We start from the raw sequence: 12761 nt of genomic DNA, 5'->3' as shown, positions 1-12761 counted from the left end.
GGCAGACCTTAGCGCAGCTTGTCCAGCATAAGGGCTGCATTCTTCTTCTCCATACCATTGCCCTCCTTGCTGCCGGACGAATTACGTTTGAACTTGGCCCCATAGTAACGCATGAGATCCACCGTTCTTATAAACTCAACAGGCTCCGTAACATAGGAACGGGCATACACCTCAGGAACAGCTCCATCAGCCAGCAGATTGTCCAGGACAGGCAGTTGCAGCAGCTTCTTCAACTCCGTACTGATTCTGCGGCCTGTGAGACTGTAAGCATAGCCCATCTCTCCCTGCAGACCGGCCGGTACCATCTGCGCAGCCAGGCGCAGCTTCACCACCGGCAACGGGCCTCCGCCCTCTGCCTTATCAGGGAGCGCAATGGCTGTACTGCCGTTATCTGTCCCGATTCCGAACAGGGAAGACAATAGACCATCCTCCCCGACTCTCCAGTACAGCGGGTCATAATTACCGGCCTGAAATTCTCCGGTTGTCGCCCGGTTACTGTTCTCCCAGTTATAGGAGGCACGCTCCGCAGTAGCTGAGGCGATCTGCAGCAGCATCGACTTCTGATAGGTGTACAAGGAGAAGAACAGCAGCACCAGCGTAATCCCCATAATGATCGGCAGCAGAAGCGAAGCCTCGATGGTGAAGCTGCCCTCATCCTCCCGCAACGGAATCAATCAAATACTTCCTGACTCTTATCTCCAGCCGTGCTGATCAGGTCCTTGACCACCTTTACAATCTCCTCACGGAACACCAGAACTACCGCAATCAGCACAGCAATGATCAGTATCATCTCCAGCGTACCCAGCCCTTCTTCATCCTTCCAAAAGCTTTTTGCTCCTTCTACCATCTGTGTTAACATTCACTTCTACCTCCTACATTTTTAACATCATAAGCGCCGGTGTGCCCACCAGCACAATCACAATCAAGAAGATAACCACCATCGGAAAAACCAGCTTCGACGATGCCTGTTCCCCGCGTGTCCGGCTGATCGCCTTCCGCTTCTCCCAGAGCATCCGTGACAGATCGCGCAGTGACAGAACAAAGTCGGCCCCGCCTCTGCGGTAATTCAGCAGCACCGTAGTGGTGAAGATGGAGACCTCCTGCACCGCACAGCGCTTGCTGAAGTTCTCAAACGCCTGCTGGAAGGAATAACCTCCGTCCCATTCCGCCGTCATCTTCATTAATTCCGCGTACAGCGGATGGGTGCTGTCTCCATGGCGGCTGTTCACACAGCGGATAATGGCCCGCTGCACCGTCTCTCCTGCGCCGACCAGCAGGACAATACTGTTCAGCAGCTCGGGAAGCTCAAGCATAATATTCTGCTCCCGCACACGGACCTTCTTGTGCAGATCGCTGACCATGGCCACCGGAAGCGCTACGGCCAGCAGTCCTCCAAGGATCATTCCGGTCTGCTCGCCTGTTAGCAAGGTCAGTGCGCTTCCGCCTGCCAGCAGCAGCCAGCTGTAGCTGAGCATCTCTCCCAGGAAGAGCAAGGTGCGTTCTGCACTGTAGCGCATCCCATAGAGCCGCTGAAGCGAGCGCTGTATCCTGAACATCACCGAGGGAAGATAACTGGCGATTCTGCCTTGCTCTACAAGTAACAACAGAGGCTCACCCAACCGGCGAAGCCGCAGGCCTTCCATAGACAGCTCCCGCAGTGCCGCATAGCGGCTTCCGCATCTCATGCGCAGGAATAGCCAGCCTGCTGCGAGCAGGAGCAGGACAATACCGCAGATCCATGACATCCCCTTCACTCTCCTCCCTTCACAGCGGAATGTTCATGATCTTATTGGTCCAGAGATAACAGAGGAATAACGCAATTAAGGCGAGTGTAGACACCGCTATTCCTGCTCCGGTGTACATGGGCTGCATATAGTCACCGGCACTCAGACTCATGAACATCACCATCATCAGGGGAGAGACCAGCAGCGCCTTGGCTTCGAATTTCTTCTGGGCAATACTGACCGCAATATCCTGCTGAATATCCAGCTTCTCCCCAATAATGGTCGACGTACGCCGCACGATCTCCACCAGATCCCCTCCTGTCCGCTTGCAGACCATGAACACATCGGCGAAGCGCTCTACATCCTCCATTCCCGCTCTTTTGCTGAATTCATACAGCGCATCTTCAATCGGTTCCCCGTTCTCCATGCGGGCACAGATGATATTCAGCTCTGAGATCATGTCGCTTGCGCCCTCCGGGTCAAGCATCCGCAGATCTAGCACGGCCTCCCGGAAGGCGTTCTCCACCGACCGTCCGGCAGAGAGCGACGAAGAAAGCGAGAACAGCATTTGCTTGAATTGCAGATTCAGCGCAGCCCGGCGGCGCTGCAGCAGATACCGGCGCAGCAGCCGTGGCCCGTACGCGCTGCCGGGGACAAGCAGCGCCGCCAGAAGCAGCTGATGGTAGAACAAGTAACCAATCCCGAACAACAGGACCCCGGCACCTAGAATGACCAACATTCTTTGCAGGGAGGTCAACTCGTATACGGTATAATCGGGCAGAAGCACTTGTTCTCCCGCAGCAGATGAGCCTTCCGGCAGCCCTGGCGGCGTTCTTTTCATGAAGCCTCTTCTGTGCCTGCCCGGGGGCGACTGTCCCCTCTTCTTCATGACCTTTAGGATACAATCGCCTCCTTCCCGGAACCTGCAATACCATACCGCTTCAACGGATAATCGCCGATTCCGGCCATTTGCAGCTTGACCGTACTCAGAAGCGGGTTCCCGCAGACCGCAAGTCTGCCCTGCACCCTGCCGTCCAGTTCGCCTGATTCACGGAATTCGTATAGCGGATTCAGTACGACCTCGCCGCTGCGCACACCGGCAACTTCGCTGATCTCCATCACTCTGCGCGAACGGTCACGCAGCCGCGACAGATGCACGAAGATATCTATCGCCGAACTGATCTGCTGACGGACGACGGTCACAGGTAGCTCAGCCGCGCTAAGCACCATCGTCTCCAGGCGGCTGAGCATATCCAGCGCGCTGTTGGAATGCCCAGTCGATAATGAGCCGTCATGGCCAGTGTTCATCGCCTGCAGCATATCCAGACATTCGGCTCCCCGTACCTCGCCGACAACAATGCGGTTCGGGCGCATCCGCAATGAAGTGCGGATCAAGTCACGGATGGTAATCTCGCCCCGTCCCTCCGTATTGGCATTCCGGGTCTCCAGGGAGACCAGATTCGGAACCGTGACAATCTGCAGCTCTGCCGAATCCTCCACCGTGATGACACGCTCCTGCGGCGGGATGAACTGTGACAGAGCATTCAGAAAGGTTGTTTTCCCTGATCCGGTCCCGCCGCTGATGAAAATATTATATTTGGCGGCTACCAGAATCTGCAGCAGCTCTGCCGCCTCCTCAGTTAGCGCTTCACGCTTCACCAGCTCTTCCATCGTCATCGGGGTCTCCGGGAATTTGCGGATCGTCATGGCCGGACCCTTCAGCGCCGCAGGCGGCAGTACGATATTGACACGTGAGCCATCCGGCAGCCGCGCATCCACAATCGGTGAGGATTCATTGACCACACGGTTGACGCCGGAGACGATGATCTGGATGATATCCTCCAGCCTGCTCCCGGATTCAAAGGCCAGCGGCAGCCTGCGGATCATCCCGTCCTCCTCAATGAAGATCTCTTCATGGCTGTTGATCATAATCTCGGTGATCGCCGGATTATCCACCAGGGGCTGCAGGATATCCAGCCCGCGGAAGGAATCGAACAGCTTCTTCACCAGTTCATGCTTCTCCTGGGCTGTCAGGAGGCGCAAGTGTTCCCGCTCCAGGATAATCCGTTCTATAAAAGCAGCCAGCTCATGGTTCCCGATGACCGAGGTCACATCCAGCCCGGCCCGGATATCGCTGCGCAGCGCTCTGAACATTTCTTCATTCATACAGAACTCCCGGTGAACACCCCGGGCAATGCCGGTTCTACGATCCCCCGGCAGAGCTCCTGAATACCATCAATGAATTGGGGGGAGTTAAGACAAAGCTCTCCGTAATGCTGCAGCCCCCAGGAAGGGATATACGGAAGGACGGCATCCAGCTTGAGCGCCGAAGAGGGCAGCCGCTCATTCTCCGCCCCGGTGCAGTTGTTCAACACTAACCGGCTCTTATTCATCAGCTCCGGCGGCATCCCGGAATGCGGACTTGCCATATACTCGATCCAGCGTTCAGTCTTGCGGATACTGACCTGCTCATTCTTCAGCACCCACAGCAAGACTCCACACCTGTGCAGAACAGCCTGGGCCCGCTCCTCCTCAATACTGCCGGTGTCTACGATAATCACATCATAACTTCCGGCCCCGGCCAGCCCCTCCAATAGCTCCAGCGTGTCCTGCTGCGACATCTGCAGCATCTCCTTGAAGTTCTCCACAGGCCGGAAGGCATCACACCGCAGACTGTCATGTCTAAACACATAGTCGCCCCACTTCGGCTTGCCCCGTCCCCCCTTATGCTCTGCGCCTCCGGCCTTCAACTCGTATAGCAGCCGTTCCATACCAGGTACATTACTGCCCGGCATCCGCAGGATGAATCCGCTGCTGTCCACACTCTCCAGATTCAGATAGAACACGGACAGGCCGGTGGCTCCAAGCTGCTTCGCCATATTTAACGCTACGGTTGTTTTGCCGCTGCCGCCGCTCGCCGAGACGACTCCGAGCAGCAGTGTTGCTTCCTTAGACAACGCAGCGGTTCTAATCCGCTTCAGGTCACTTAGCTGAAGAATCGCTTCCAGCAGCGACGGCAGGGCCTGATACTTGGCAATTCTCCTTCCCCCTGCCAGGTCTCCGCGTTCGGATAATTCTCCGGCTTCGGTTAAAACTGCCCAGGGAACCGTGCTTCTTCCTTCCACCAGCCAGGCTTCAATGAAGGACGGATCTCCTGCAACCGCGTCCGGCAGCTCATCGCCTGTCATAAATTCCATAAAAGCGTCCAGTCTGCTAAAAGCCGTGATCCGCATGATTTCCCCGTACTCACTGTGATGAAGATAATGCAGCAGCGGTTCTATGTACTCACTCTCCCGGACTGCAAGCACGATTCTTGCCGTCATGAAATCACCCTCCTTTGAAGAATATTGAGAAAAACGGCAGCAAAAAAAGCACCGCCAATAACCGTGGGATACGGTCATTGAACGGTGCTTCCGTTACTGTTCCTGTAATTTACAGCTATAGTAGCATATATATAAGAGCACAGCAATAGATTTTTTCCAGCATCCGGCAGATCACTCCAGAATTCACCTTATTGATCGGCTAGAGAAATCTCCGCTTCATGTCCGGTGTCGGCAAAAGGCACTGCTCATCCCGGCCGAACCAGCGGTAGCGGTTCCTTGCCACAATCCTGTATATTGCGTTGCGCAGCGGCCTTGGTATCAGGGTGAACACATACGCCAGAGGCCACGGAAACCGCAGCCTGCGGGCAATCCGCAGCACTGCCGCCGATTCTGTATAATACTTGCCGTTCTCTACCAGCACAACCGTGTCTAACTGCCGCTCCGGCAGGCCGCCTGCCTTCAGCAGCTCCCGGCCCGCCTCACTCTGCAGGGAAGCAAATTTGAAGTTTGCCTGCGGATCACGGGGAATAATGAACCGGACCAGCCCCTGGCACAGATGACAGACTCCATCAATCAGCACGACCGCTTCTCTCTGCACTTCCTTGTTGGTCTCCGCCACTTCTTCCGCCCCTTCCTCTTAGACATAGTGTACCCTTCACTCCTCTGCAGAAAACAGCAAAAAACGCGGGATAGCTCCCGCGCCTACAATGTCCGTTCGTCTAATTACTCGGCAATTGCCTTGTTAATCCACTCGTCTCCGGTCATTTGCTCTTCAAAATCAGCTGTGAAGGATTCCATACATTTGCAGATGAAATCTTTGCGGCATACCGGACAAGGAGTCTTGAGCAGGCGGCTGATGTTCGTCATTTTCCATTCCGGAAACCGATTGTAGAACGCGCGGCACTCCGTTCCGTCAGCAAGCTTGATAATGAACTCGTACAATCCTTCCTTATCATTGCTGCTGGCTTTGGTCACATTCGTAATACTCGGTTTGTAAGACATCTTCATCACCCATTATTTAAATTTTTGGTAAATTAATAGCGCACACGACACTAACAGATACTTAGACATATTAAAGAATATTCGGGGTGATGTCAACCAAAGCAGTGGCGGAAGGCCGCTATTTATTACACTTCTATCCTTCTTCGACTCTATTTAGCCATTATTCCCAGCATTGTGCTTTCTTACCCGTTATAATGAACCCGGATGTTCACAGCATTTAAGACCGGACATTTGCTGCCCGGCCTTAAGTGTTTACGAATATTTTTGAAGTATTTTGCAGCTATAGAATTCCGAGTATCCTCTTACAGTACGTTCAGCTCCACTTCGATATTACCACGGGTAGCCTTGGAGTAAGGGCAGAAATCATGGGCTTTTTTAGCCAGATCTTCCGCAACAGAACGCTCGATACCCGGCAGCTTCACATCCAGCTTCACGGCCAGCTTGAATCCTCCGTCGCTCTCATCCTTGCCGATCAGCACATTCGAGGTAATCTCGACATCCTGCAGCTTCACGCCTTCCTTACGGGCGATATTGGCGAGCGCACTTTCATAGCAAGCGCCATAGCCCGCCGCGAACAGCTGCTCCGGGTTCGTGCCGGCACCGCCTGGGCCTCCAAGCTCCTTGGGGATTTTGAGGTCATGCTTAAGCGCCCCATCCGAAGATTCAACTGAACCCTCACGGCCTCCGCGAACCTTAGCTGTAGCTGTATATAATGCCTTCAGTTTCAATGCAGTCATCTTTAATCTTCTCCTTTTTGACACAAATTTTGTAAGAACACTTACCCATAACTTAAACCACCTCATGTTTTTGAAACGATTATAGCTGATGTATCCACCTTGAGGCTTGCTTCTGCTGGTGAATGGTGTACAATTAAATTGTGATAAATCATTTGTTCGGGAGGAATCATCCATGAGTGTCTATGATTATGAAGCCAACACCCTGCGGGGTCAGGAAGAATCGCTCTCCAAATACAAAGGCAAGGTTCTGCTCGTCGTGAATACAGCCAGCAAATGCGGACTCACCCCGCAATATAAGGGTCTCCAGGAAGTGTACGATAAATTCAAAGACCGCGGCTTCGAGGTTCTGGGATTCCCCAGCAACCAGTTTGCCGGACAGGAGCCGGGTGAGAGTGAGGATATCGCGGAGTTCTGCGAGATTAACTACGGTGTGTCCTTCCCCATGTACGAGAAGATTAATGTCAATGGCGCCGATGCCCATCCCCTGTTCAAATATCTGTCCAAAGAGGCACCCGGAGTCCTCGGCTCGAAGAGTATCAAATGGAACTTCACCAAATTCCTGGTGGACCAGGAAGGCCGCGTGCTGAAGCGCTTCTCCCCGCAGACAACGCCGGATCAGATCGAAGATGAGATCGCCAAGCTGCTGAAGTAGAATGAAAAGCAAACACCCTTCATACCCGGATCGAAACGGGGGCGAAGGGTGTTTTTTGAGACAAAAAAAGCCGAAACCGTTGAATCATCAAAGGTCTCGGCTTTTTTCCAATAGTATGCGGTAGAGAGGACTCGAACCTCCACGGGTATACACCCACTACCCCCTCAAGATAGCGTGTCTGCCATTCCACCACTACCGCGCGGTGTGTCTAACGTTGAAGCATTGTTTGAGGCCAACATTCAATATTATAAATCGGTTGCGCTCAAAAGTAAAGATGCTGGCTTAAGAATTTTGGTCCTTATCCTTACGTTTGCGATACTCGGTGAAAGCGATATATTCCTTGATGAAATTCTTCTCCTCCGGCTGCAGCTCCTCCGATTGGCAATTCAATTGCCGCATTGGGCCAAAAAAATAATCCTCGCCGCTTTCTTGCACCGTTTGGGTCTGTTTGCCCAGAATCAGCCAATCGAGGCTGACATGGAAAAACGCGGCGATCTCGATCAGCTTATGAGTGCCGGGTGTAGACTTGCCCCGCTTCCAATCGCCCATGTTGCCGGTACTGATTCCAAGCTGCGCACAGAAGGATTTCTTGGTAAGACCTTGCCGTTTGATCAGAAATTCAATTCGTTCGTATATGGTCTGCATCACCCAACCGCCTCCCGACAGAAAATATAATACGTAAAAACGTTATTTTTTATTGAAAAATGACGTAAAAAAGTATATAATTAACTATTATTATATCTTTACCTATTTTATATCATAGCGGCTGGATAGTCGATACGAGGTGAGCAATCTGAACAGCAAACGCCCCATTACTGCCTACGGTTGGGCTATTAAGAAACGTCTGGCAGAACTGCACTTGGATCAGAAGAAATTCTGTGAGTTACACGACATCCCACCCTATCGGCTGTCCAACCTGATTCACGGTACGCGCAAGGCAGACCGATACCGTCGTCAAGTCGCTGAATTGTTGAACCTGCCTCCATCTTAGTGCCTTCAACCCGCATACTGAGGAGCGATTATCTTTGCCTGACAGTCTCTCAACCCTCTTCCCGTCTCTTGATGCGCTGACACATAATGCACTGGTAATCGACAGCAGCGGAATGATCCGCTACGTTAGCGCCCGGTGGGATGAATTTAACCGGCAATATGGACTCACAAGCACCCCGGACTGCCTGGAGCGGAGCATACTTGAGCTGTTTCAGAATATACTGATCGTTCCCGCAGACATCCATAAGCTGGAGCAACTGCTACAGGATATTGTTCAAGGCACCCGTCTGTCCTCCAGTACCGAACTGGCTCTCCTGACAATGAACAGGGGCAGCAGGCTTTTCGAGCTGAATATGTGTCCGTTTATTGCTGAACCGGCTCCTGCCTACAAGGCTGCTATTCTGGCCATACGCGATATAGGGCTGCCCCCTGTCATACGCCAACTTGTCCCGATCTGTGCCTCCTGCAAATCTATCCGCAGCACCCAGGAGGAATGGATCAGGATCGAACGATTCCTGCAGCAGCAGCTTTCTTTGCAATTCACTCACGATATCTGCCCGGACTGCATCCGCGAGCTGTATCCGCAATACGCCGCTTCTCTGAAGTGGTGATCAGTCCGGGAATGTCCGGCATGATCATTCCTGTTGGCTTTAATTCCACTTGATCCCCGCAAAATCCTTCTTTCTGCAAGTTAAAAATGTCCGGGAATGCACAGCAGCGCCCCTCCCATAACAGGAGGAGCGCTACTTGTGTACCCATGTCTCTGCCGACTGTCTAATTTTTCTTTTCAATGGTAAAAACTTTCAACTTTTCATCAGGATCGAAATTAACACAGTTGCTAAGCAATACGGTATAAAAATCATTGGTTTCTGCTTTCTCGATCTTCTTGCAATAATATTTCATTCCTTTTCCTGTACTCAATGCATCTCTGCTATTGTCAATGCCCCAAGTGATTGTCTTCCCCTCCGTGTATACATCATTGATTACAAAGCCACTATCAACAGGCCGGGGAATTAACATTAAATAATCAGATTTTCCTTGATTAAAATTCTCTATAAAGTTATCTATCCTTTTCAAGTCATTGTAGTCAAAATTAATCCTAAGATCACCCGGTTGATTTTATTCATACCATCTCTCCTTGGAGAATTTATAACTGATTCTACGCAAAAAGCAGCAAAATCCCTTGAAGTACCAAAGGCTTTTGCTGCTTTTGCTTTTTAAATCGTATGCGGTAGAGAGGACTCGAACCTCCACGGGTATACACCCACTACCCCCTCAAGATAGCGTGTCTGCCATTCCACCACTACCGCATATTGGTGACTCGTATGGGATTCGAACCCATGTTACCTCCGTGAAAGGGAGGTGTCTTAACCCCTTGACCAACGAGCCAAATTTGAAGTTTTTCTTTGTGACAACAAAAATGAGTATATCAAACGCTGGCGGATTTGACAAGCCTTTTTTCGAAAGCTAGGGTCTGCGAAAAATATAGGGAGAACCGCAGTGTGCAGCCTCTGCTTCTCTCCCCGCTCCTGCCCCGCCTTCCCGCAGGACAGAATCCATATTCTTCCGCCTTAGAATTAGCTCTTCCCGCCGCCAACAGCAGCAAGCACACTTATTCCGTCCGCGTGTTCATACCCCAGACTCCCGGCCACCGCTGCGTTGGTGACCTGTCCGGCCACTACATTCAGACCACGCGCAAGCGCCGCGTTCTGGACTGCCGCCGCCTGAATGCCAAGATTGGCAATCTGCAGCGCATAGGGGATCGTCACATTGGTCAGCGCCAGCGTCGAGGTCCGGGCGACTGCCCCCGGCATATTGGCTACAGCGTAGTGAACCACGCCATGCTTCACATAGGTCGGGTTCTCATGGGTGGTAATCCGGTCAATCGTCTCAATCGACCCGCCTTGATCAATCGCAACATCCACAATTACAGATCCCTCTTCCATCTGCTGCACCATATACTCCTTGACCAGCTTGGGGGCACGGGCACCGGGAATCAGCACGGCCCCGATCAGCAGATCGGCCCGGCGTACTGCCTGCTCCAGATGATAGGAATCCGACATCACGGTAACCAGCCGTCCGCCAAAAATATCATCCAGCGCACGCAGACGGCTCGCATTCAGGTCCAGTACCGTAACGCGCGCACCCATCCCCAGGGCAATCTTGGCCGCATTGGTGCCGACAATTCCGCCGCCTACTATGACTACCTCACCAGGCCGCACTCCAGGCACACCGCCGAGCAGAACGCCCTTGCCGCCATGCGGCTTCTCCAGCAGCCCGGCACCGATCTGCACCGCCATCCGCCCGGCGACCTCGCTCATGGGAATCAGCAGGGGCAGCGAGCCGTCCTCCAGCTGAATCGTCTCATATCCCACGGCGGTCACGCCGCTCTCTACCAGCGCCTTAGTCAGTTCTGCTTCAGGAGCCAGATGCAGATAAGTGAACAGAATCAGCCCTTTGCGGAAATAAGCGTATTCCTCCGGCAGCGGCTCCTTCACCTTAAGGATCATCTCTGCCTTGCTCCAGACCTCTGCAGCCGTGTCCAGAATCACTGCGCCTTTATCCATGTATTCCTTGTCACTCATCCCGCTGCCTGTACCGGCAGAGGATTCAAACAACACTTCGTGCCCGGCCTTACGTAACGCTTCCACCCCGGCCGGAGTGATGGCGACACGGTTCTCATTATTCTTGATTTCTGCGGGTACGCCAACGATCATGCGGATTCCCCCTAAAAGTTTTGTAAGCATAGACTTAGTTGCGCTATATAAGAAGCACTTAGGTTTTAAACTTGAAGCTTCATCGTCACTGCGGTGAATATTTGGACTTCCGGCCGCTGTTGTCCCCAGATTTCTGGATTAATACCGCTATTCGCAGTGGAAATCCGGTGACAAAGGCGGTCGCTACCGCTCCTACAGTTCCAAATTTCCCCTCCGCTTCTTTTGCTTTCTGTTATTTTCTTCAGTGCTTCTTATATAGCATAGTCAACATTCTATCGCTCTGAGATGCGAAAAGAAAGGCTCTAAGTCGAGCCTTCCTCTTAACAGCTAAGTAAGGCAAGAGGCCTCTGGCCGCCTGCGGAATAGAAGTTAATTCCTCTCCTCACTATATGCAGATGGACAGCTTAAGGGTTAACCTTGGTTTCAAAGGTTTGCTTCCCGTCAACGAATTTCAGCACAACTGCGGCTTTGACCGGGTCATGCTTGTCGTTCAGCGTAATCTTGCCTGTAGCAAGCTGCAGATCTTTGGTCGCTGCCAGCGCTTCTGTAATCTTGGCCGGATCTGCTTCACCGGCACGGGTGATGGCATCGGCAACCAGCTTCAGGGCGTCGTAACCCAGGGCAGCCATACCATCCGGAACCGCGCCGCCGTTAGCCGCTTTGTAAGCATCCACGAAGGAGGTTACTTCAGGAGCCGTATCTTCGGACGAGTAGTGATTGGACATGAAGGTGTTATCCAGCGCTGCGGCACCGGCGATTTCAACGAGCTGCGGGGAATCCCAGCCGTCGCCGCCCAGGAACGGAACGGTGATGCCCATTTCACGGGCCTGCTTCACAATTTTCCCTACCTCTTCATAGTAACCCGGCAGGTAGATGACATCGGGGTTCGTTGCTTTGATCCGGGTCAACACCGCTTTGAAGTCAGAATCCTTCTGCTGGTAGGACTCCTGGCTCAGCACTTCGCCGCCTTTGCCTTTGAAGGTCTCTTCAAAGAACTTCTGCAGACCCTTGGAGTAGTCGCTTGAGGTATCTGTATAGATTACAGCCGTCTTGGCCTTCAGGGAATCCAGGGCAAAGTTAGCCATCACTTCACCTTGGAACGGATCAATGAACGCTGCTCGGAACACATATTCATTCACATTGCCGCTGCGCTCATCCACGGTAACCTTCGGGTTGGTGGCACCTACGGAGACGAGCGGGATCTTCTTCTCGGTGGCTACCGGAACGATACCCAGGGTGTTGGTAGAAGTGGAAGCGCCGATGATGGTAACCACCTTGTCACTTGTGATCAGCTTCTGCGCCGCCTGCGTCGCTTCTTCCGACTTCGACGCATTGTCTGCAACGATCAGCTCAAGCTGCTTGCCGAGTACACCGCCTGCGGCGTTGATCTCGTCCACTGCCAGCTTCGCGCCCTTGGATACGGAGTCGCCGAAAGAAGCCTGACCGCCTGTGAGCTCAAGGTCAGCCCCGATTTTGATTGTGCCTCCGGCAGTATTGCCGCCGCTTGCAGAGTTACCGCTGTTCTCTGTGTTGTTGCCGCAGCCAGATGCTAACACCGCAGTCAATACTGCCGACAAGATAATGGCCCCAAGTTTCTTCATTGTTTCTCCCAGCCT

The 12761-nt window shown here is 52.8% G+C and carries 16 protein-coding genes and 3 tRNA genes; 3 read left to right on the top strand and 16 right to left on the bottom strand.

From position 1 onward, the window contains the following. Window positions 1-8: 8 nt before the first annotated feature. The 9 genes from KDC22_RS06030 to KDC22_RS05990 form a co-directional block, all read right to left on the bottom strand. Window positions 9-674: a TadE/TadG family type IV pilus assembly protein gene (locus KDC22_RS06030; RefSeq protein WP_211722394.1), complete on the bottom strand. Its 666-nt coding sequence runs from the start codon at window positions 672-674 to the stop codon at window positions 9-11. Continuing rightward, window positions 671-859, bottom strand: coding sequence for a Flp1 family type IVb pilin (locus tag KDC22_RS06025; RefSeq protein WP_211722393.1), 189 nt, complete (start codon window positions 857-859; stop codon window positions 671-673). Before KDC22_RS06025 ends, KDC22_RS06030 begins: the two co-directional genes overlap by 4 nt. A gap of 13 nt (window positions 860-872) precedes the next feature. After that, window positions 873-1745, bottom strand: a complete 873-nt coding sequence (locus KDC22_RS06020) for a type II secretion system F family protein (RefSeq protein WP_211722392.1) — start codon at window positions 1743-1745, stop codon at window positions 873-875. A gap of 19 nt (window positions 1746-1764) precedes the next feature. Next, window positions 1765-2613, bottom strand: a complete 849-nt coding sequence (locus KDC22_RS06015; protein ID WP_425516998.1) for a type II secretion system F family protein — start codon at window positions 2611-2613, stop codon at window positions 1765-1767. A gap of 5 nt (window positions 2614-2618) precedes the next feature. Further along, window positions 2619-3890 carry a TadA family conjugal transfer-associated ATPase gene (locus tag KDC22_RS06010; protein WP_211722391.1) on the bottom strand — a complete coding sequence of 424 codons (1272 nt, stop codon included), beginning with the start codon at window positions 3888-3890 and terminating at the stop codon, window positions 2619-2621. Further along, window positions 3887-5047 carry a CpaE/TadZ family protein gene (locus KDC22_RS06005; RefSeq protein ID WP_211722390.1) on the bottom strand — a complete coding sequence of 387 codons (1161 nt, stop codon included), beginning with the start codon at window positions 5045-5047 and terminating at the stop codon, window positions 3887-3889. The genes KDC22_RS06010 and KDC22_RS06005 overlap by 4 nt, the downstream gene beginning before the upstream one ends. 199 nt (window positions 5048-5246) lie before the next feature. Next, window positions 5247-5666 carry a thiol-disulfide oxidoreductase DCC family protein gene (locus KDC22_RS06000; protein WP_211722389.1) on the bottom strand — a complete coding sequence of 140 codons (420 nt, stop codon included), beginning with the start codon at window positions 5664-5666 and terminating at the stop codon, window positions 5247-5249. 104 nt (window positions 5667-5770) lie between these two features. Continuing rightward, complete coding sequence (locus KDC22_RS05995; RefSeq protein WP_036727511.1) at window positions 5771-6049, bottom strand: hypothetical protein; 279 nt, start codon at window positions 6047-6049, stop codon at window positions 5771-5773. 302 nt (window positions 6050-6351) lie between these two features. After that, window positions 6352-6771 (bottom strand): organic hydroperoxide resistance protein, encoded by a 420-nt coding sequence (locus tag KDC22_RS05990; protein WP_173139949.1) that lies wholly within the window; start codon window positions 6769-6771, stop codon window positions 6352-6354. Window positions 6772-6958: 187 nt separating this feature from the next. Between KDC22_RS05990 and KDC22_RS05985 the strand changes: the two genes are divergently transcribed. After that, window positions 6959-7438 carry a glutathione peroxidase gene (locus tag KDC22_RS05985; protein ID WP_173139862.1) on the top strand — a complete coding sequence of 160 codons (480 nt, stop codon included), beginning with the start codon at window positions 6959-6961 and terminating at the stop codon, window positions 7436-7438. Window positions 7439-7554: 116 nt separating this feature from the next. Here KDC22_RS05985 and KDC22_RS05980 read toward each other — a convergent pair. Both KDC22_RS05980 and KDC22_RS05975 read right to left on the bottom strand, forming a co-directional pair. Then, window positions 7555-7637, bottom strand: a tRNA-Leu gene (locus KDC22_RS05980). Between the two features lie 83 nt (window positions 7638-7720). Further along, entirely contained in the window at window positions 7721-8083 is a 363-nt protein-coding gene (locus tag KDC22_RS05975; RefSeq protein ID WP_173139950.1) for a helix-turn-helix domain-containing protein, read from the bottom strand. Between the two features lie 148 nt (window positions 8084-8231). Here KDC22_RS05975 and KDC22_RS33325 point away from each other — a divergent pair, with 148 nt between their 5' ends. Together KDC22_RS33325 and KDC22_RS05970 are read left to right on the top strand one after the other, a co-directional pair. Continuing rightward, complete coding sequence (locus tag KDC22_RS33325) at window positions 8232-8429, top strand: XRE family transcriptional regulator (RefSeq protein WP_246553664.1); 198 nt, start codon at window positions 8232-8234, stop codon at window positions 8427-8429. A 34-nt stretch (window positions 8430-8463) separates the two neighbouring features. After that, window positions 8464-9039, top strand: a complete 576-nt coding sequence (locus tag KDC22_RS05970) for a PAS domain-containing protein (protein WP_211722387.1) — start codon at window positions 8464-8466, stop codon at window positions 9037-9039. 163 nt (window positions 9040-9202) lie between these two features. On the opposite strand, the gene KDC22_RS05965 is transcribed toward KDC22_RS05970, so the two are convergent. The 5 genes from KDC22_RS05965 to KDC22_RS05945 form a co-directional block, all read right to left on the bottom strand. Next, complete coding sequence (locus KDC22_RS05965; RefSeq protein WP_211722386.1) at window positions 9203-9505, bottom strand: DUF4362 domain-containing protein; 303 nt, start codon at window positions 9503-9505, stop codon at window positions 9203-9205. 150 nt (window positions 9506-9655) lie between these two features. Then, a tRNA-Leu gene (locus KDC22_RS05960) sits at window positions 9656-9738 on the bottom strand. Between the two features lie 4 nt (window positions 9739-9742). Further along, window positions 9743-9817: transfer RNA gene (locus tag KDC22_RS05955), tRNA-Glu, on the bottom strand. 188 nt (window positions 9818-10005) lie between these two features. Beyond that, complete coding sequence (ald, locus tag KDC22_RS05950) at window positions 10006-11145, bottom strand: alanine dehydrogenase (RefSeq protein ID WP_211722385.1); 1140 nt, start codon at window positions 11143-11145, stop codon at window positions 10006-10008. A gap of 404 nt (window positions 11146-11549) precedes the next feature. Continuing rightward, window positions 11550-12746 carry an ABC transporter substrate-binding protein gene (locus KDC22_RS05945; protein WP_211722384.1) on the bottom strand — a complete coding sequence of 399 codons (1197 nt, stop codon included), beginning with the start codon at window positions 12744-12746 and terminating at the stop codon, window positions 11550-11552. Window positions 12747-12761 lie beyond the last annotated feature (15 nt).

Source organism: Paenibacillus tritici, assembly GCF_018207515.1.
GTDB lineage: Bacteria > Bacillota > Bacilli > Paenibacillales > Paenibacillaceae > Paenibacillus_AQ > Paenibacillus_AQ tritici.
The sequence above is the reverse complement of the archived record's forward strand: the minus strand, read 5'-3'. Positions and strand labels throughout refer to the sequence as shown.